Annotated in this window: 17 protein-coding genes and 1 pseudogene; 9 read left to right on the top strand and 9 right to left on the bottom strand. The window is 62.2% G+C overall.

Annotation, left to right across the window (positions count from 1 at the left end):
• Positions 1 to 3: 3 nt before the first annotated feature.
• Complete coding sequence (locus GH769_RS07820) at positions 4 to 1,182, bottom strand: acetyl-CoA acetyltransferase (RefSeq protein ID WP_014718101.1); 1,179 nt, start codon at positions 1,180 to 1,182, stop codon at positions 4 to 6.
• Positions 1,183 to 1,312: 130 nt separating this feature from the next.
• Here GH769_RS07820 and GH769_RS07815 point away from each other — a divergent pair, with 130 nt between their 5' ends.
• From GH769_RS07815 to GH769_RS07800, 4 genes are all read left to right on the top strand, one after another.
• Positions 1,313 to 1,885 (top strand): LuxR C-terminal-related transcriptional regulator, encoded by a 573-nt coding sequence (locus GH769_RS07815; RefSeq protein WP_032903456.1) that lies wholly within the window; start codon positions 1,313 to 1,315, stop codon positions 1,883 to 1,885.
• Between the two features lie 239 nt (positions 1,886 to 2,124).
• Positions 2,125 to 3,021, top strand: coding sequence for a VOC family protein (locus GH769_RS07810; protein ID WP_019817307.1), 897 nt, complete (start codon positions 2,125 to 2,127; stop codon positions 3,019 to 3,021).
• Positions 3,018 to 4,409, top strand: coding sequence for an alginate export family protein (locus GH769_RS07805; protein WP_014718099.1), 1,392 nt, complete (start codon positions 3,018 to 3,020; stop codon positions 4,407 to 4,409). Before GH769_RS07810 ends, GH769_RS07805 begins: the two co-directional genes overlap by 4 nt.
• Before the next feature lie 93 nt (positions 4,410 to 4,502).
• Positions 4,503 to 5,321: an alpha/beta fold hydrolase gene (locus tag GH769_RS07800; RefSeq protein WP_014718098.1), complete on the top strand. Its 819-nt coding sequence runs from the start codon at positions 4,503 to 4,505 to the stop codon at positions 5,319 to 5,321.
• Between the two features lie 52 nt (positions 5,322 to 5,373).
• Here GH769_RS07800 and GH769_RS07795 read toward each other — a convergent pair whose 3' ends face one another.
• Positions 5,374 to 5,760, bottom strand: coding sequence for a DoxX family protein (locus GH769_RS07795; protein ID WP_014718097.1), 387 nt, complete (start codon positions 5,758 to 5,760; stop codon positions 5,374 to 5,376).
• A 183-nt stretch (positions 5,761 to 5,943) separates the two neighbouring features.
• On the opposite strand from GH769_RS07795, the gene GH769_RS07790 reads away from it, so the two are divergent.
• The 3 genes and pseudogenes from GH769_RS07790 to GH769_RS29375 all read left to right on the top strand — a co-directional run bounded on the left by GH769_RS07790 (position 5,944) and on the right by GH769_RS29375 (position 7,995).
• Entirely contained in the window at positions 5,944 to 6,942 is a 999-nt protein-coding gene (locus GH769_RS07790; protein ID WP_032903454.1) for an NAD(P)H-quinone oxidoreductase, read from the top strand.
• Positions 6,943 to 7,106: 164 nt separating this feature from the next.
• Positions 7,107 to 7,733: pseudogene (locus GH769_RS07785) on the top strand (IS3 family transposase); the annotation flags it as partial.
• Positions 7,657 to 7,995 carry an integrase core domain-containing protein gene (locus GH769_RS29375; protein WP_153649605.1) on the top strand — a complete coding sequence of 113 codons (339 nt, stop codon included), beginning with the start codon at positions 7,657 to 7,659 and terminating at the stop codon, positions 7,993 to 7,995. The pseudogene GH769_RS07785 and the gene GH769_RS29375, both read left to right, overlap by 77 nt.
• Positions 7,996 to 8,306: 311 nt before the next feature.
• Here GH769_RS29375 and GH769_RS07775 read toward each other — a convergent pair whose 3' ends face one another.
• Positions 8,307 to 8,945, bottom strand: coding sequence for a GNAT family N-acetyltransferase (locus GH769_RS07775; protein WP_014718092.1), 639 nt, complete (start codon positions 8,943 to 8,945; stop codon positions 8,307 to 8,309).
• A gap of 47 nt (positions 8,946 to 8,992) precedes the next feature.
• On the opposite strand from GH769_RS07775, the gene GH769_RS07770 reads away from it, so the two are divergent.
• Positions 8,993 to 9,865 carry an undecaprenyl-diphosphate phosphatase gene (locus tag GH769_RS07770; RefSeq protein ID WP_014718091.1) on the top strand — a complete coding sequence of 291 codons (873 nt, stop codon included), beginning with the start codon at positions 8,993 to 8,995 and terminating at the stop codon, positions 9,863 to 9,865.
• Here the strand turns inward: GH769_RS07770 and GH769_RS07765 are convergent.
• The 5 genes from GH769_RS07765 to GH769_RS07745 all read right to left on the bottom strand — a co-directional run bounded on the left by GH769_RS07765 (position 9,862) and on the right by GH769_RS07745 (position 14,403).
• Positions 9,862 to 10,824, bottom strand: coding sequence for a Dyp-type peroxidase (locus GH769_RS07765; RefSeq protein WP_019817314.1), 963 nt, complete (start codon positions 10,822 to 10,824; stop codon positions 9,862 to 9,864). The two genes, GH769_RS07770 and GH769_RS07765, sit on opposite strands and share 4 nt — an antisense overlap.
• 48 nt (positions 10,825 to 10,872) lie before the next feature.
• Positions 10,873 to 11,691, bottom strand: coding sequence for a sugar phosphate isomerase/epimerase (locus GH769_RS07760; RefSeq protein ID WP_032904128.1), 819 nt, complete (start codon positions 11,689 to 11,691; stop codon positions 10,873 to 10,875).
• Between the two features lie 2 nt (positions 11,692 to 11,693).
• Positions 11,694 to 12,893: an NAD(P)/FAD-dependent oxidoreductase gene (locus GH769_RS07755; RefSeq protein WP_020303160.1), complete on the bottom strand. Its 1,200-nt coding sequence runs from the start codon at positions 12,891 to 12,893 to the stop codon at positions 11,694 to 11,696.
• Entirely contained in the window at positions 12,890 to 13,216 is a 327-nt protein-coding gene (locus GH769_RS07750; protein WP_019817317.1) for a MocE family 2Fe-2S type ferredoxin, read from the bottom strand. The genes GH769_RS07755 and GH769_RS07750 overlap by 4 nt, the downstream gene beginning before the upstream one ends.
• Positions 13,217 to 13,320: 104 nt before the next feature.
• Entirely contained in the window at positions 13,321 to 14,403 is a 1,083-nt protein-coding gene (locus tag GH769_RS07745) for a fatty acid desaturase family protein (RefSeq protein WP_032904127.1), read from the bottom strand.
• A gap of 161 nt (positions 14,404 to 14,564) precedes the next feature.
• Between GH769_RS07745 and GH769_RS07740 the strand changes: the two genes are divergently transcribed.
• Complete coding sequence (locus GH769_RS07740) at positions 14,565 to 15,614, top strand: LacI family DNA-binding transcriptional regulator (protein WP_014718085.1); 1,050 nt, start codon at positions 14,565 to 14,567, stop codon at positions 15,612 to 15,614.
• Between the two features lie 18 nt (positions 15,615 to 15,632).
• Here the strand turns inward: GH769_RS07740 and GH769_RS07735 are convergent, their stop codons facing one another.
• Positions 15,633 to 17,594: a sigma-54-dependent Fis family transcriptional regulator gene (locus tag GH769_RS07735; RefSeq protein WP_032904125.1), complete on the bottom strand. Its 1,962-nt coding sequence runs from the start codon at positions 17,592 to 17,594 to the stop codon at positions 15,633 to 15,635.
• Positions 17,595 to 17,730: the final 136 nt, after the last annotated feature.

The following is a 17,730-nucleotide window of genomic DNA, read 5'->3' as shown; positions in this document are numbered from 1 at the left end:
GGCTCAGCTCCGGCGTGCCTGCAGGACCGAGGCGTAGTTGGCCACCGCCATGCCGCCCATATTGAACACCAGGCCAAACTCCGGGTTGGGCACCGCCAGGCCAATCGGTTCGCCGGTCAATTGCCGGAACGCCAAGGCATGCATGGACACCCCCGTGGCACCGACGGGGTGCCCCTTGGCCTTGAGCCCGCCGGAAAGGTTCACCGGCAAGCGCCCGCCGGCGCGCACCACGCCGCTGTCGAGCACGCGATGGCCTTCGCCCTTGGGCGCCAGACCCATGGCTTCGTAGATCAGCAACTCGGCAATGGTGAAGCAGTCGTGCACCTCGGCGAAGCTCAGGTCGGCCAGGGTCACATTTGCGCCGCGCAATGCTGAGTGAATCGCCCGCTGCGGGCCCTCGAAGGCGAGGATGTCGCGTTGGGCGATGGGCAGCGTGTCGTTGACCTGGGTCATTGCACGTATCTGCACCTCGCGACGAAACGCACGCGCACGTTTGGGCGAGGCGAGGATGATGGCGGCGGCGCCATCGCTGATCAACGAGCAATCGGTCAGGCGCAGGGACTCGGCCACGAACGGGTTGCTTTGGGAGACGTTGTTGCAGTGCTCGAAATTCATCTCCCGATGCATCTGCGCCAAGGGGTTGGCCATGGCATTGGAGTGGTTTTTGGTGGCGATGGCCGCCATCGAGCCCAGCGGGCAGTGGTAACGCTCGGCGTATTGGCGGGCGGCGCGGCCGAACAACTGCGGGAAACTCAGGCCGGCTTCGGCCGGGTCGTTCTGGTAGCCGGCCCCGGCCAAGGCTTGGGTGACTGCGGCGGTGCTGGTGTGGGTCATCTTCTCGGCGCCCACTACCAATACCAGCTCGGCGCTGCCGGAGAGAATCGCATTGACCCCCGCCTGGATCGCTGCCGAGCCGGACGCACAGGCGTTTTCACAGCGGGTGGCAGGTTTGAAGCGCAGACCGGGGTCGGCTTGCAATAGCAATGAGGCGGCAAACCCGTCGGGCACCAGCCCCGAGTTGAAATGACCGAGGAACAACGCATCGATTTGCGACGCGTCAATCTCGGCGTCGCTCAGGGCTTCCCGGGTCACCTGGACGATCAGGTCTTCCAGCGTCGTGCCTTCCAGGCGACCAAAGCGGGAGTGACCAGCGGCAACAATGGAGACGCAATCAGCAGGCATAATCAATTTCTTCTGTTCTTGATTCGGACTTTACTTACAATGACCCACCCCTGATCGTGCGCCAATTCGTGTAACTACTTACACGGGTAAGTAGCGCCCCAGGGCATTGAACAACGAGGCAGGATGCCCCATGACCGCGCTAGCCCAGCAATTTCCCGACCTCGAACGCCTGGCGTTCAAGCTGTCCCCTGCCCCGCAGATCGTCACCAGCGACCGCGTGATTCTCGACTGCAACGACGCTTTTCTGAAGCTGTTCGGCTATACGCGCGATGCACTGGTCAACCAACTGACCCTGCTGATCTACCCGTCCCAGGCCGACTACCACGCCATCGGCAAGCGCAGCCATGACTGGCTGCTCGACAGCGACAACGGCTTTTATTCCGATGAACGCTTCATGCAGCACCACAACGGCGAAGTGTTCTGGGCCAAGTCCCACGGCTACACCCTCACCCCCAAAGACCCATTCAAACTGATGATCTGGCACTTCGAACGCCTGGACCGCATGCACCAGGGCACCGGCGACCTCACGCCCCGTGAGCGGGAAATTGCCATGCACATCGTCAACGGCTTCAAATCCAAGGAAATCGCCCTGCGCCTGACGATCTCCCACCGCACCGTTGAGGTGCACCGGGCGCGGTTGATGAAGAAACTGCAGGCCAAGACGGTGGTGGAATTGGTATCGAAGATCATCATGGTGGCCTGACCGCAATGCCCAAAGCAGCGAAGATCAAATGTGGGAGCTGGCTTGCCTGCGAAAGCGGTCGTGCAGTCATAGATGCAGTGACTGACACGCCGTCATCGCAGGCAAGCCAGCTCCCACATTTAAATTGAGGTGCGTCAGGTAGCTGAAACGTTCAACCGAGCACGTCCATACAATTCCCCACCGCCCTGCCCCCCCTAACCTCACGGCTTTCGAACCCTCAGAAGCGCTGGAGAACGGGCATGGGTAACACAACAACCAAGGTATCGCTGGCATTGACGCTGCTGGCAAGCGCGATGATGAACAGCGCGTTCGCCGCCACCCCAAGCGTGGCCGTGGCGCCGCAATACGACACCAGCCATGTGTATGTGGCACCGGCCGATGTGGACCGTTTTGCCCAGAGTTTCCTCGCCACCTTCGGCGGCAAAAGCACGCCCCAGGTCGTGGTCAATGTGCTGCCGGTACCGAGCAGCACCACCTCGCAGCTGCTGCAAACCCCGGCGGGTACGGTGTCGTTGTTCGGCTTTACCACCCCCGTACCCCACCCGTTCGGCCAGGAACGCAACGGCTATCTGGTCAAGGACATGGACGTGGCCCTCAAGGCCGCGCGGGAAAATGGCGCCGATGTGATCGTCAGCGATTTCCCCGACCCCATCGGCCGTGATGCCGTGGTGCAGTGGCCGGGTGGTGTGAACATGCAGCTCTACTGGCACACCAAGACCCCGGATTACACCGCCTTCGACACCGTGCCGGAAAACCGTGTGTATGTGTCTCACGACAGCGCCGAGCGGTTTATCAAGGCGTTCCTGGGTTTCTCCCACGGCAAGGTAGTGAGCGACGACAAGCACGCCCCAGGGGTTGATGTCGGCCAGGCCGGCGGCCACTACCGCCGCGTGGATATCGAATCGCCGTTCGGGCGCATGGCGGTGCTGGTCACCAACGGCCAACTGCCCTACCCGTTCGGCCACGACACCACCGGTTATCAGGTCAACGACCTCGCCGCCACCCTGGGCAAGGCCACCGGGTCTGGTGCCACCGTGCTGGTGCCGGCGTTCGACAGCAAAGGTCGGCGCAGTGCGTTGGTGGAGTTCCCCGGCGGTTATGTCGCAGAAATCCACCAACTCAGCGCGGCAAAATGATTCGTCACGCAGGCTGGAGCCTGGCGGTGCTGTGGCCGTTGCTTGCTGGCAGCGTGCAGGCCGACGACCCGCCGGTACGCCCGGTGATCAAGGCCAACCGCTGGCAGGAGGACTGGTCTGTGCTCAAGGACCCGGCGTTGCGCACGCAACCGCTGGACAACCTCAAGTACATCCCACTGTCCGCCGCCAACCCGTTCACCTACTTGTCGTTGGGCGCAACCTTGCGTGAACGCTTCGAGATGAACGACGCCAGCGGGTTCGGCGTGCGGGATGTACCGCGTGACCGCTACCTGATCCAGCGCTTTCAGGTGCACGCCGACTTGCACCTGAACGAACACTGGCGGCTGTTCACCCAGCTGGAAGATGTGCGGGCCTATGACAAGACCACGATTGGCGGTGCCGACCAGAACCGCGTCGACCTGCGCCTGGCCTTTGCCGAATACGTGAAGACCTTCAGCGCCGGCACCTTCAAGGCACGGGCTGGCCGCCAGGATTTCGCCTTCGACTTGCAGCGCTTCATCTCGTCACGGGACGGCCCGAATGTGCGGCAGTCCTTCGATGCGTTGTGGGCGGACTGGGAAACGCCGCAATGGCGCTTTATCGGGATCGCCAGCCAACCGGTGCAGTATCAGGATGGCCGGCATTTCGACGACAAGTCCAACAGCGACGCGCGCTTCCACATGCTGCGGGTCGAGCGGCTGGTGGGCGGCACCAATGAGCTGTCGGCCTATTACGGCGTGTACGAGCGCAGCGCCGCTCATTACCTGGACGCCGACGGCGAAGAGACGCGCCAGTTGCTGGACGCCCGCCTCGGTGGCGCAGCCCAGGGTTTCGACTGGGACGTCGAAGCCATGCTGCAACGGGGCTCGGTGGGTAGCAAGACGATTCGCGCCTGGGCCGGTGGCAGCCGCACCGGCTACACCTTTGACACGCTGGCCTGGAAGCCGCGTATCGGCCTGCAACTGGATATCGCTTCCGGTGACCGCCAGGCCGGTGACGGCCGGGTCGGCACCTTCAACCCGCTGTTCCCCAATGGCTATTACTTTTCCCTGGCGGGCTATACCGGCTACAGCAACCTGATCCACGTCAAGCCGTCGATTACCGTCAAGCCCCTCGCCAAGCTCAGCGTGCAAACCGCCGTCGGCCTGCTGTGGCGGCAGACCACCGCAGACGCCGTCTACACCCAGCCCAACCTGCCCGTGGCTGGCACGGCGGGCCAAGGTGAGCGCTGGACCGGCGCCTACGGTCAACTGCGCACCGACTACGCCTTTACGCCCAACCTCAGCGGTGCGGTCGAGGCCGTGCACTACGCGGTCGGCCAGACCCTGCGTGATGCCGGTGGACACGACAGCAATTACCTGGGCATGGAGCTCAAGTTCAGTTGGTGAGACAAGCACACCCATACAAGCCTCGGCTCAGGTTTACGGCAATAGTGATGCGGTTTTTTCACCGCCCTTTTTCAGCCCTGCAAGGAGTTTCAGATGAGCACATTCGTTGCCAAAGACGGTACCCAGATCTACTTCAAGGACTGGGGCAGCGGTAAGCCCGTGCTGTTCAGCCACGGCTGGCCGCTGGATGCGGACATGTGGGAATACCAGATGGAATACCTGAGCAGCCGTGGCTTTCGCACCATTGCCTTTGACCGTCGTGGTTTTGGCCGCTCGGACCAGCCCTGGACCGGTAACGACTACGACACCTTCGCTGACGATATCGCCCAGTTGATCGAACACCTGGACCTGCAGGACGTGACCCTGGTGGGCTTCTCCATGGGTGGCGGTGACGTGGCGCGCTACATCGCCCGCCACGGCAGTGCCCGTGTCGCCGGCCTGGTGTTGTTGGGCGCGGTCACGCCGATCTTCGGCCAGCAAGCCGACTACCCCCAAGGCGTGCCTGGTGAGGTGTTCGATGGCATCAAGGCAGGCCTGTTGAAGGATCGTGCGCAGTTCATCAGCGACTTCAACACGCCGTTCTTCGGTCTCAATAAAGGCCAGCACGTTTCAGAGGGTGTGCTCAGCCAGACCCTGCAGATCGCCATGCTTGCCTCGCTCAAGTCGACCGTGGATTGCGTCACCGCGTTCTCGCAAACCGACTTCCGCCCGGACATGGCCAAGATCGACGTACCGACCCTGGTGATCCATGGCGACGGCGACCAGATCGTGCCGTTCGACACCACCGGCAAAGTCGCGGCCCAGATGATCGAGGGCGCACAACTGAAAGTGTACAAGGATGCGCCGCACGGGTTTGCCGTGACCCACGCTCAACAGCTCAATGAAGACCTGTTGGGGTTCCTGAACCGCTGAACCTTGAAACATCCTCTCCTTGTTTGGCCGGGCTCGCCCGGCCTTTTTTTGTTCAAGCAAAGCGCTGAGCCAATACCAGCCGGCCCGGCCCGGCAATGAGGATGCTGGTAAAGATGATCAACAGCAGCCAGCCGAACTGACCTTCGAACAGCGTCCACTCCGGGTGCACCACCAGCAACGCGATGACCAGCACCGCCAGGATCGGCAGGCACGCCAGGCGCACCAGCACGCCCGCGATGATCAGCAGCGGGCACAGCACCTCGGCAAAGATCGCCAGCAGCAACGTGACATGGGCGCCCAGGTGAAACGGGTCCTCGATCAGCTTCAATTGCTCGCTGTAGTGGAACAGCTTGGGCAACCCATGCACCCACAGCAGGAACAACGCCCCGCTGACCCGCAGAAACAACAGCCCGATATCCTGATTTCTTGCTTGGTTCATATGCCACCTATTTGCGTCGAAAATGACCGGCAGTCAGTGTGTCCAACGTCGCGTCGCCGCACTTGCAGGCTTGTGCTGAAATCCTGCGTTTGCATTGCCCAAAGAACTCGGCATGATCTTGCTGAACTGCCGACCCCGCGCTACGGTCCCAACCCATACGCTCATCGCTACAGGAATTTTTCCATGACGCTTCCCCAAGAAATGACCCTGATCGAAATCACCACCCCTGGCGGGCCCGAGGTCTTGCAGCCGCGCAGCGCCGACGTGCCAGTGGCCGGGCCAGGCGAGATTCTGATTCGCGTGCACGCCGCCGGGGTCAACCGCCCAGACGCCTTGCAGCGCGCGGGCAAATACCCGATGAAGCCCGGCATGAGCCCGATCCCGGGGTTGGAAGTGGCCGGTGAAGTGGTGGCGCTGGGCACTGGCGTGAACGAATACAGCCTGGGCGACAAGGTCTGTGCCCTGACCAATGGCGGCGGCTATGCGCAGTATTGCGCGGTGCCGGCCAGCCAGGCGCTGCCGATCCCTGCGGGCATGGACTGGATTCAGGCCGCTGCCGTGCCAGAAACGTTCTTCACGGTCTGGGCCAACCTGTTCGGCCTCGGCGGTGCCCATAAGGGCCAGCGCGCATTGATCCACGGCGGCACCAGTGGCATCGGTACCACCGCGTTGATGCTCTGCCAGGAGTTCGGCATCCAGGCATTCGCCACGGCGGGCAGCGCCGACAAATGCGCGGCGATTGCCAAGCTCGGTGCCGAGCCGATCAACTACCGCGAACAGGACTTTGCCGAGGTCATCGCCAAACAGACCGACGGCAAAGGCGTCAACGTGATCCTCGATATCATGGGCGCCTCGTACCTGAACAATAACCTCAAGGCCCTGGGCATGGACGGCCACCTGGTGATCCTCGGCTTCCTCGGTGGCGGCAAGGCCAACGACGTCGACCTGCTGACCATCCTCGGCAAACGCGCGGTGATCACCGGCTCACTGCTGCGCGCCCGCACCCGGGAAGAAAAGGCCGAGATTGCCCAGCAACTGCGCGAACACGTGTGGCCGGTACTCAGTGCCGGGCGCTGCCTACCGATGATCGACCAGGTCTACGCCTACACCGACGCCGCCCAGGCCCATGCGCGGATGGAAGGTGGGGACCATATCGGCAAGATTGTGTTGCGGGTGAAGTGAGGCGATTCGACTTGCTCGCGAAGGTGGTGTGTCAGTCACTGTATCTGTTACTGCACGACCGCTTTCGCAGGCAAGCCAGCTCCCACATTTGATCTTCATTGTGCCCGCCTGCGAGCCGAGGTTGCCGAGCTAAAAATGGAGCGTGAAATCCTAAAAAAGGCGGCGGTATTCTTCGCCAGAGAGTCCAGGTGAGATACGCCTTCGTCGCTGCTGAACGGACTCAATACCCGGTACGTATGTTGTGCCGGGTGATGGAAGTCTCAACTTCAGGTTTCTACGATTACACGCACAGGCAGCCTCGCCCTGATCCTGACGCTCAGATTCGCATTGAGTTGCGCAGCGTCTATGCGGCCAGTCGACACACCTACGGTCGGCCACGGTTGGTCGCAGCCTTACGCCAGAAATCGTATGCAGTGGGCCACAAGCGAGTCAGCCGGTTGATGCAGGAGGAGGGTATTCACGGCAAGTCCAAACGCGGTTTCAGGCCCTGTACCACTGACAGCAACCATTACTTGCCGGTCGCGAACAATGTGGTGGCGCGGCAGTTTGCCATCGATAACCCCACTCCGACTTGGGTCAGTGATATCACCTATCTCCCAACCAGAGAGGGTTGGCTGTATCTGGCCGTAGTGTTGAGCATCCAGACCCGCCAGATCTTGGGCTACAGCTTGTCAGACCGCATGCCAGATGGCCTGGTGGAAAGTGCGTTTCTGAATGCCTGGAGCGCCTGTTCTGGCACTAGCGGAGCAGTATTTCACTCCGATCAGGGCCCGTCAGTACGCAAGCAGTAAGTTCCGTCTAGCGTTAGCTAAGAAGGACTTCAAACAGAGCATGAGTCGAAAGGGAAATTGCTGGGATAACGCAGTGGCGGAGAGTTTTTTCGCTACGCTGAAAAGAGAGGAGGCTTTTGGGGTCTACCCCACCAAAAAACAGGCACAGCTATCGATCGCCAGCTATGTGCATGGGTTTTACAACAGCAGTCGACTGCACTCAGCTCTGGGGTATCGTTCTCCGAACGAATATGCAAAGAGCTTGAGGCAGAAGACTGGATAACCAGCTTCATGGCGTACGCTGCCGGGGGACAGGCCCACCAAAAGGGCTCTTGCCCCACCACTCGGCACCTCGCCTAGGCTCGGTGTGCCCGAACGCAGGCTTGAATCCGTGGGCCGCCGCCACGCGCCATCCATGGCGCGGGGCGGCTAACCCGGCGTCCTGCCGGGTTACCCACGAATTCAAGCCTGCGTTCGGCCAGCGTGGTTTGACGGGGCGCTTAAGATCAAGATCAAAAGCAGATCAAGAGCGGCTCGCTTCGCATCGTGGTCACCGTAGGATATCTATGCTCATCGAGAGAAAGCCCCAGCCCGTCAATGCAGCGATGCCCGGGTAATCAGGTAGTTCACCAACTGCGGGTCATCGTCCAATTCAATGCTCTGCACCGGGCGCGGCAGGTTATCCAGCACGGTGCGCCAGAACGCCTGGGACACCTCGTCCTGATCATAGAAACGCACCAACCAATTGGCCGCGCCGCTGCACAGCACCTGGCTGGCGATGGCGCGGCCGATGCCCTTGCGGCGGTAGCGCTTGAGGATGAACAGGTCGGCCAGTTCCAGGGCGTCGATGCCAGGCAGTTCGCTGCCTTCGATCAACAGGAAGCCGGCGATGTAGCCGTCTACCAGCAGCAGGTTGGCGCTCCATTGCGGGTCGCTCCAGTAGCGGGCCAAGTGTTCGTCATGGATGTAGAAACGCCCATCGGCCTCGACATCTTCCTGTTCCCAGTCCGAAGACTCATAGGCGTAGTACTGGTAAAGATTGCGGATCAGTTCGGCTTCTTCGGGGCCGGTCTGGATCAATTCGACGGTGGTTTCAGGCATGGGGCTCTCGGTGGAAAAACGCAGGGCGCCATTGTTCACAAAAGTGCTGCCCACGCCAATGGCCTGGCGAATCCTTTCTATTGGCTGAACCGATTGCAAATAGCGGTTGCCCTGGCCGAAATCCTGAAACATTTAGAATAAACTTCGCCGGTTCCCCCTTTTGCTCAAGGACACGTATTTTGACCAACGTCTGTACCGCCGGCCTGGATGTGGGCTTTGCCTCCCTGGATTACCTGCAAATCTTCATCCTTGGGGTGATCCAGGGCATTACTGAATTGCTGCCGGTGTCATCCACCGCCCATATGCGCGTGGTACCCGCCCTGCTCGGCTGGCAAGACCCTGGCTCGGCGTTTTCCGCAGCCATGCAATTGGCGGCGTTGGCAGCAGTGGTCAGTTACTTCTGGCGCGATGTGCGCCAGGTCACCACGGGCAGCATCAGTGCGGTACGCCGGGGCGACTACAACGACCGCTGGTTCAAGCTCGCCGTGGCAATTGTGCTGGCAACCGTCCCGATTGGCATCGCCGGGCTGGCGTTGTCGTCGACCTTGAATGCCTGCAACTCGCCATTGCGCGGGCTGATGGTGATCGGCATTTCCTGCGTGGTGATGGCGGTGCTGCTGGCAGTGGCCGAACTGCGTGCCCGGCATACACGCGACGTGAGCCAAATGCGCCTGCGCGATGCCCTGATCGTGGGGGTTGCACAGATTGGCGCGTTGATACCGGGCGTATCGCGTTCGGGCTCCACGTTGACCGCGGCGCTGTTCCTGAATTTCAAACGCGAAGAAGCGGCGCGGTTTTCTTTCCTGTTAGGCTTGCCGGCCATCGCCCTGGCCGGTTTGAAAGAGTTATGGGTGCTGCTGCGCGCCGACCTGCCCGCCCACGCCTGGCCGCACTTGATCTTTGGCCTGGTGGTGGCCAGCGTCTCGGCGTTCTTTGCCATCTGGGGCCTGATGAAATTTCTGGAGCGTTTCTCCACCTGGCCGTTCGTGATCTACCGTGCGCTGCTGGGGATCTTCCTGATTGTGGCGGTCAGCACCGGGTTGTTGAGTTAAGCCACCGGTTCGCGGTCGGCCAGCGCTTCGAGCAAGTCGGCCGAGGGCACGAAGAACAGGCCGCCGGTCACGGCCGTGCTGAAGTCGAGCAAGCGGTCGTAGTTGCCGGCCGGGCGGCCGACGAACATGTTCTCCAGCATCTGCTCCAACGGCTGCGGCGAGCGTGCATAGCCGATGAAGTAGGTGCCGAACTCCCCGGCACCAGGGCGGCCGAAGGGCATGTTGTCGCGCAGGATCTTCACCTCCTCGCCGTCCTCGTCAGTGATCACTGTCAGGGCGCTGTGGGAGTTGCTCGGCTTGGCGTCGTCGTCCAGTTCGATGTCCGACAATTTGGTGCGCCCGATCACCTTCTCTTGAGCCTCCACCGTCAAGCCATTCCACGCGGTCATGTTGTGCAGGTATTTCTGCACCAGCACATAGCTGCCGCCTTCGAACTCAGGGTCTTCATCGCCCACCAGGGTGAAGGCCTCGGCCTTGCGCCCCACCGGGTTCTCGGTGCCGTCGACGAAACCGATAATGCTGCGCATATCGAAGTAGCGAAAGCCCTGGACCTCATCGACCACCTTCACGCTATCACCCAGGGCGGCCATCAGTTGGGTTGCCAGCTCGAAACACAGGTCCATCTGCTCGGCACGGATGTGCAGCAGGATGTCACCTGGGGTCGACACCGCCTTGCGCCCTTGCACACCGAACTCGCGAAACGGATGCAAGGCCGCCGGGCGCGGCGCGCCGAACAGGCGGTCCCAGGCATCCGAGCCAAACCCGCAAACGCACGTCAGGTTGCCCGAGGGCACGCGCTTGCCTACCGAGCGCACCAGGCCTGCGATGTCGGCGCACCAGGCCCGCACGTTTTCAACCGCATCAGGCGCCAGGGTGGCGACCATGAAGATCGCGCTGCTGGTGATCGGGTGACACACCGATTGCGGTTCGAGCGGGGGACGGACGGGGCAGGTTTTCATGGGCATTCCACAGGCTGAGGGCGGTTTGAACCCGCGCAGATTAGCAGATCATCGATGGCAACTGGCCCACACCTGGCGAATCAGGGCTTTGAGCTTGAGCGCCTCGGCCCAGCGATCGGTGAGTTCGCGCCCCTGTGCGTCGGTAATCGCAAAGGGTGGCGGGCCCAACTCGCAAGTGAAGGACAGGCTCTGCGGGGTGTCAGCGCGGCCCAGCCAGTGTTCGACCCCATAGCGCCACCAGCCGGTAAATCGCTCGACCCACGGTTGGTGCTGGGGAAAATCCAGGCCAACCTGCACCTGTTCGCTGCTGGCGATGCGGCCATGAAAGCCCCAGCTGTGACGCAGGATGGTGCGTATCTGTTCGTCGTCTTCCACACTGCCGGGCTGGGGCAACTCGCGGCCAACCACGTAGTGGGACAGGTCAGCGAGCAGTTTCAGATCGGGCATCTGTGCCAGCAGGTCGAGGGTGAACAACAGGTCGTTGGTGAGCCGATAACGGTGGGTTTCCAGCAAAATCTGGAAGTCCACCTGTTCGGCCAGGCGTTGCCAGCCGTCGATCAGCCTGGCCGCCTCGGCCTGGGTACGTGGGCGCACGTCGGCTTGCAAGGTGAGGTGGTGACAGCCGTAACGGCTGATCACCTCCAATGCCCTGGCCAGATCATCCACCGATTGCGGGAACAGTTGCCCTTCAATCTGCAGGCCACTGGCCGTGGCCGCCGCGTGCAGGCGCTGCACCGATGCCGGCGCCCAGTAATGCTCGGTGATGCCGTCATAACCGGCGGCGGCGATGCGGTCCAATTGCGCTTCGAGGCTGCCGGGCTCGGTTTGCATGGCCCACATCGATTGGAATACTAACAACTGGCGCATGGTCAGCCTCGCAATAACAGCTTCAGGGATACCTCGGGGTCGGCCAGGCTGGCCGGGTTAAGCGGGATGTGGGCGGTGATCAAGTGCTCGCACAGCTTGATGTCCTTGGCTGCGCGGTGACCCATGGCCCAACCGCAGGCGCCTTGCAAACGGTGATGGTCGTCAAGGTAGAACAGCAGCAGGCCGCCGTCGGGCAATTGCCGGCGGACCATCAGTGCAGTCATCACCCCGACGGTGTGCAAGCCCCACGCGTATTGATCGGACCAGAAACCCGGGATCATCTCGAACGCCAACGCCTGCCCCAGCAGGTTCAACGCCGCGAGACGGCCCTGGGCTTCGGCGTTGCGCCAGGTTTCCTGGCGCTGATAAAGGCCCGCCAGGCGAAACTCGCACACATCCCCCGCCGCGTAGATATCCGCCGCACTGGTGCGCAACTGCGCGTCGACACGAATGCCCTGCCCGACGTCCAAGCCCGCCGCCGCGGCCACCTCGATGTTGGGCTGCATGCCAATGCCGACCACCACCAGGTCGCAGGGCAACCGCTGCCCGTCGACCAGTTGCACGGCGTCGGCGTGGATGCACTCCAGGGCGACGTTCAAACGCACGTCCACACCCTGCTCACGGTGCAATGCCAGCAACGCGTCACTGATCACCGGCGGCAACACCCGCCCTGCCAGCCTTGGCCCGGCTTCCAGTAGCGTCACCTCGCAGCCCAGGGCCCGCGCCGTCGCTGCCACCTCCAGGCCGATAAAACCACCGCCAACCACCACCAGCCTGGCGCCTGGCTTTAATTCATTGCGCAAGACCAACGCGTCATCATGGGTGCGCAGGTAAAACACGTTGGCCTGCTCCTGGGGCAAACGCCGCGCCCGGCCTCCGGTGGCCAGCAGCAGGCCGGCATAGCTCAACCACTGGCCGTCGGCCAATTGCAACCGGTGGTGCTGCGGCTCCAGGCGGCTGACCGGGTTGGCGGCGATATGCTCTACCTCGAGCGCCGCCAACTGCTGGCTGTCGCACAGGCTGCATTGCGCCAAGTCGGTCGAGCCTTGCAGCAAGCCCTTGGACAACGGTGGCCGCTCGTAGGGCAAGTGCGCTTCATCGCCAATCAGGATCAGGCGCCCGCTGTAACCTTCGTCACGCAGGGTGAGTGCCGCACGGCCACCAGCATGGCCGGCGCCGACGATGATCAGGGGAGCGTTCATTCTTCGGCCGTGACGGCGAGCAGTACCCGCCCCGCATCTACCCGCACGGGGTAGGTCTTGAGGTTGACGCACACCGGCGCGCCCAGGGCCTTGCCGGTGCGGTAATCAAAGCGTCCGTTGTGCTTGGGGCATTCGATCACATGGTCCATCACCAGGCCGTCGGCCAGGTGGATTTTCTCGTGGGTGCACAGGCCGGCGGTGGCGAAGAATTCGTTATCGGCTGAACGGAACACCGCGTAGGTCTGCGCGCCGTGGTCGAAGCGCAGCACGTCTTCTGCTTCTATTTCGCCCACGGCGCAGACGTCGATCCATTGATCGTTCATGCATTTATCTCCAATGACTGGCTTTCACTCTGTGGCGAGCGAGCTTGCTCGCGCTGGGCTGCGAAGCGGCCCTAGATTCGTCTGTACGGTGTAGGTCTGAAGGGTTATTGGGGCTGCTGCGCAGCCCAGCGGGAGCAAGCTCCCTCGCCACGGGTGGGGCGCTGGACGAAATAGCTGGGGTCTCTGCGCTGGCGCCAGATCGTCGGAATGATTTCCTGGTAGGCCTGCCACAGGTTGGCATACGGCGGCGGGCAGTCGCTGCGGATCTCTTCGTGCAGTTGACTGAGCGCGTGGTAAGGCACCATCGGGTACATGTGGTGTTCGAGGTGGTAGTTCATGTTCATGTAGATAAAGCGCAACACGCGGTTCATGTAGATGGTGCGGCAATTGCTACGGTGGTCGAGCACATCTTCGGCCAGGCCCACGTGTTGGCTGAGACCAAACAGGTAGCCGAGCCACGCGCCGTAGAGGCTGGGCAGGCCCACCAGCATCAGCGGCAACCCGCTGTGCAGGTACAGCGCGGTGCCGATGATCAGGGCGTAGATGCCGACCCAGATACGCGCATCTCGGTACACCTTGGGCCACTCGGATTCGGGGATGAAGTCCTGCTCCTGGGCACTCATTCGCCCGAACGTATGGCGGGCCACGCCGCTGAAGGTCTTCCAGGCCAGGGGTAGGTTGAACAGACTGAGGGCCATCATCCATAAGCTCGGCGGGCGCGGTTCAACGATCTCCGGGTCGCGACCGACGACAATGGTGTCGGTGTGATGGCGGGCATGGCTCCAGCGCCACACGTGGGGTTCGAAGAGGCACATGAAGCTCGCCACCTGATACAGCGCATCGTTCATCCAGCGGGTCTTGAACGCCGTGCCGTGGCCGGTTTCGTGCCAGCGCGGGTTGGAGGCCGTGCCGTAGAGCACACCGTAGGCGATGAAGAATGGCACGCAGGCCCAACTGCCCCAGAACCAGTAGCCGCCGACACCGGTGGCCAACAACGCTGAGAACCACAGGGCGGTGTCGAGCAACGCCGGAGCGTCGCGGCGTTGCATCAGGGCTTTCATGCGATTGCGCGGGATGGGCGACTGGTACCAACGGGCCGAGACCAGGCCCTTGTCGGCGGCCCGGGCGGCTTCGGGGCCGGTGAGGCTGTAATCGCGCCGAGCGCGGTGAGCGGTGTGTCCAGGCATTGTTATTGTTCTCCGCAAGCGTGGGTTTCAGGGGCTTTGCGAAACCAACGATAGAGTGCGGCTAAATCACCCTCAAGGCCTTGAATCCATTCCCTATCAAGCTATCATCCAGGCCCAGCGGGGCTTGATAGTTTTCTATCAAGACGCTCATGGGGCCTGCCATGCACAACAACAAACGCCCAACCATCGCCACCGTCGCCGCCCATGCGGGGCTCAGCGTAGCCACCGTCGACCGCGTATTGAACGCCCGCGCGCCGGTCAACCCCGGCACCGCCGAACAGGTGTTCCAGGCCGCCGAAGCGGTGGGCTATTTCGCCGCACGGCTGATCGGCCAGCGCATTCGCGAACGTCGGCCCACCTACCGTTTCGGCGTGCTGTTGCTGGGGACCGCCCAAGCCTTCTATGCGCAGTTGGCCCACGCCATTAGCGAGGCAGCGCAGCATCACGCCACCGCTAACCTGAGCTGCCAGTTCGACTACATCAACGACCGCACGCCCGGCGTCATCGTCGCGCAAATCGAACAACTGGCCGTGCAGTGCGACGCCCTCGCGGTGGTCAGCTTCGCCCATCCGTTGATCAACGCCTGCCTGGCGCAGATTCGTGAAGCAGGCGTGCCGGTGGTTGCCCTGCTTTCGGATATCCATGAACACGCTGGCGAACCCTATGTAGGCCAGAACAACCACGTGGTCGGGCGCACCATGGGCTGGCTGCTGGCGCGCACCTGCGGCGCACGCAAAGGCAGCGTGGGCATCCTGTTGGGCGGCCATCGTTTCCTCGGCCATCAGGCACGGGTCGAGGGCTTGCACAGCTACCTGGCCGAACACGCGCCGGGGCTCAAACCGTTGGAGCCGCTGATCAACCTGGACAACTGCGACATCACCGAAGAAGCCACCCTCGATCTGCTCAGCCGCCATACCGATTTGCGTGGGTTATGTGTGGTCGGCGGTGGTGGCGACGGCGTGATCAACGCCCTGGCGCAACTGCCCAAGCGCCCGGCGCTGTGCTGCATCCTGCAAGAGTCCACGCCGTTGTCGCGTCAGGCATTGAGCAACGGCTTGATTGATGTGGTGATGGACTCGCAGCCACGGCAAACGGCCGTGGCGCTGGTGGAGTTGCTGGTGCGCTTGCAGAGTGATGAGGGGTTTGACCCATTGAGGCACCGCGTGCATATACCGCCGCAGATAGTGACCCCGGAAAACCTGTGCATCTGATCGGTTTGGCTTGAGGTTTCAGCGCTCACGGAAATCAGCGGCGCTCAAGCCAAACCGGCTCATCTTGTTGTACAGCCCGCCCCGCGACACATCCAGTTGCTGTGCGGCCAGGCGAATGTTGCCGCGGGTGCTGGTGAGCGCGGCAACGATGGCGTGCCTTTCATGGCTGCTCAAATCCTGCGCGGGCTGGGGCTGGTAGGCGCGCAACGTCGGGCGTTGCTGGGTTTCCAACGGCAAGTCGGCCGATTGAATCAGCTCGCCCATCGCCAGGTTGGTCGCTCGTTCGATAACGTTCTCCAGTTCCCGCACGTTGCCCGGCCAACCATGGGCTGACAGCAACGCTAACGCATCCGGCGCGAAACCTTGCACCGTTTTACGTAGCGAGCGGGCACAGCGCTGCAGGAAGTGCCGCGCCAGCAATGGAATATCGTCACGGCGCATACGCAGTGGCGGCACGCTCAGGTTCAGCACGTTGAGTCGGTAGTAAAGGTCTTCACGAAACGCGCCCTCGGCCACCGCCTGGCTCAGGTTGCGATGGGTGGCGGCGATGATGCGCACGTCGACTTGCCGCGATTGCTTGGCCCCGACGCGGGTGATCTCACCCTCCTGCAAAACCCGTAGCAGACTGACCTGGGCGTCGAAGGACATGTCGCCGATTTCATCCAGGAAAATGGTGCCGCCATCCGCCAGTTCGAACTTGCCTGCCGCCCCACCCCGCGCCGAGCCGGTGAACGCGCCTTCGACGTGGCCAAACAGTTCACTCTGCACCAGGTCCCGTGGGATCGCGCCGCAGTTGACCGCCACAAACGGGCCGTTGCAACGCTCGCTGCCGTTGTGAATGGCCTGGGCAAACAGCTCCTTGCCGGTGCCGCTTTCGCCGAGGATCAAGGTGGTGGACTCGCTGCGACTGGCAATGCGCCCCAGGTGCAGTGCATCTTGTATGGCCCGCGAGGTGCCCAGGATGGTCTCGAAGGTATAGCGGGCCTGGGTGCCGATAATGCGCCGGGTAATCTCGCGGATACGGCGGTTTTCGCGCACCGACACAATCACCCCACCCTGCTCCAGTGGGCATACCGAAACCAGGCAGGCGAGTTGGCTGGCGTCGTGCAAGTGGAAGGTGCAATCGCGGTCGCGCACCGGCTCACCCAGCGCGTCGCTCAGTTCACTGCGGCCCAGGCGTTGGAAAGGACTGCCGATCAACTCGCGCCCCACCCCGAACAGTTGCCGCGCATAACGGTTGAGCGCCTTGATGCAGCCACGCTGATCGAGCACCACCAAGCCTTCGTTGAGCACTTCGAGTACGGCCTGTTGTTCTTCCAGCAACACCTGCAGCGCCATCTGCCGCGACACCGCCTCGGCCGCCGCTTGAACGGTGCCCAGGGTATGGAAATGAAACCAGCCGGGCTCGGCGGTCAGGGTGAGCATGGCCAGGGTCTGGCCTTGGGCATCCTTGATCGGCGCGGCGGCGCAGTGCATGTGGCGCTGGCGCAGGCCGCTGGCGAAATTTTCTTCAGCCAGCACATACACCAGGCGATCTTCGGCCAGGGCCAGGCCGGTGCAGTTGGTGCCTTGCACCGATTCGAGCAAGCGACTGCCCACCGGGGTGATGTCCACCCCGCAAAAATACAGAGTCGTGCCCTCGGCATCCGTGAGGTTGATATGCCCGCGCGGGTTGTAAGCCAGCAATCCATGCATGACTTGCGCGGCAGCGGCGATCAGGGCGCGATGGTGGGCCAGGGTCGCCGCCAGCGCATGAGGCGCAACAAAGCGGTAGTCGCTGTTACCGGGCTCGATACCCGCCTCGACACTGCGTCGCCAGGAATCCCAGATGACCTGGCGCACCCCGTCCGGACGCACGACTTTGCCAGCCAGGCACTCTCGCCACGCCTGTTCCAACGCGGCGATGGGCCCATCGTTCAGCGCGGCAGGCCCCAGGTTCGTGAGGTATTCGAGGTCTTGCACACTGAACGCCTGGGTCATTGCGGTTATCCATGTTCACATTTTCGACATGTCAGTATAGACATGTCATGAAAATGAACACTTTTAGTTTGATTAAAATAATAAGCCTTTATAAATCAGCTATTTATAAATTGGCATAGGCCTTGCTCCCGCCCCT

Source organism: Pseudomonas sp. CFSAN084952 (genome assembly GCF_009648855.1).
GTDB lineage: Bacteria > Pseudomonadota > Gammaproteobacteria > Pseudomonadales > Pseudomonadaceae > Aquipseudomonas > Aquipseudomonas paracarnis.
The sequence above is the reverse complement of the archived record's forward strand: the minus strand, read 5'-3'. Positions and strand labels throughout refer to the sequence as shown.

What these genes read in the sequence shown, in the direction of transcription:
- GH769_RS07820 (WP_014718101.1), bottom strand. Translation starts at nt 1,182, where the DNA reads ATGCCTGCTGATTGCGTCTCCATTGTTGCCGCTGGTCACTCCCGCTTT.
- GH769_RS07815 (WP_032903456.1), top strand. Translation starts at nt 1,313, where the DNA reads ATGACCGCGCTAGCCCAGCAATTTCCCGACCTCGAACGCCTGGCGTTC.
- GH769_RS07810 (WP_019817307.1), top strand. Translation starts at nt 2,125, where the DNA reads ATGGGTAACACAACAACCAAGGTATCGCTGGCATTGACGCTGCTGGCA.
- GH769_RS07805 (WP_014718099.1), top strand. Translation starts at nt 3,018, where the DNA reads ATGATTCGTCACGCAGGCTGGAGCCTGGCGGTGCTGTGGCCGTTGCTT.
- GH769_RS07800 (WP_014718098.1), top strand. Translation starts at nt 4,503, where the DNA reads ATGAGCACATTCGTTGCCAAAGACGGTACCCAGATCTACTTCAAGGAC.
- GH769_RS07795 (WP_014718097.1), bottom strand. Translation starts at nt 5,760, where the DNA reads ATGAACCAAGCAAGAAATCAGGATATCGGGCTGTTGTTTCTGCGGGTC.
- GH769_RS07790 (WP_032903454.1), top strand. Translation starts at nt 5,944, where the DNA reads ATGACGCTTCCCCAAGAAATGACCCTGATCGAAATCACCACCCCTGGC.
- GH769_RS29375 (WP_153649605.1), top strand. Translation starts at nt 7,657, where the DNA reads ATGCCTGGAGCGCCTGTTCTGGCACTAGCGGAGCAGTATTTCACTCCG.
- GH769_RS07775 (WP_014718092.1), bottom strand. Translation starts at nt 8,945, where the DNA reads ATGTTTCAGGATTTCGGCCAGGGCAACCGCTATTTGCAATCGGTTCAG.
- GH769_RS07765 (WP_019817314.1), bottom strand. Translation starts at nt 10,824, where the DNA reads ATGAAAACCTGCCCCGTCCGTCCCCCGCTCGAACCGCAATCGGTGTGT.
- GH769_RS07760 (WP_032904128.1), bottom strand. Translation starts at nt 11,691, where the DNA reads ATGCGCCAGTTGTTAGTATTCCAATCGATGTGGGCCATGCAAACCGAG.
- GH769_RS07755 (WP_020303160.1), bottom strand. Translation starts at nt 12,893, where the DNA reads ATGAACGCTCCCCTGATCATCGTCGGCGCCGGCCATGCTGGTGGCCGT.
- GH769_RS07750 (WP_019817317.1), bottom strand. Translation starts at nt 13,216, where the DNA reads ATGAACGATCAATGGATCGACGTCTGCGCCGTGGGCGAAATAGAAGCA.
- GH769_RS07745 (WP_032904127.1), bottom strand. Translation starts at nt 14,403, where the DNA reads ATGCCTGGACACACCGCTCACCGCGCTCGGCGCGATTACAGCCTCACC.
- GH769_RS07740 (WP_014718085.1), top strand. Translation starts at nt 14,565, where the DNA reads ATGCACAACAACAAACGCCCAACCATCGCCACCGTCGCCGCCCATGCG.
- GH769_RS07735 (WP_032904125.1), bottom strand. Translation starts at nt 17,594, where the DNA reads ATGACCCAGGCGTTCAGTGTGCAAGACCTCGAATACCTCACGAACCTG.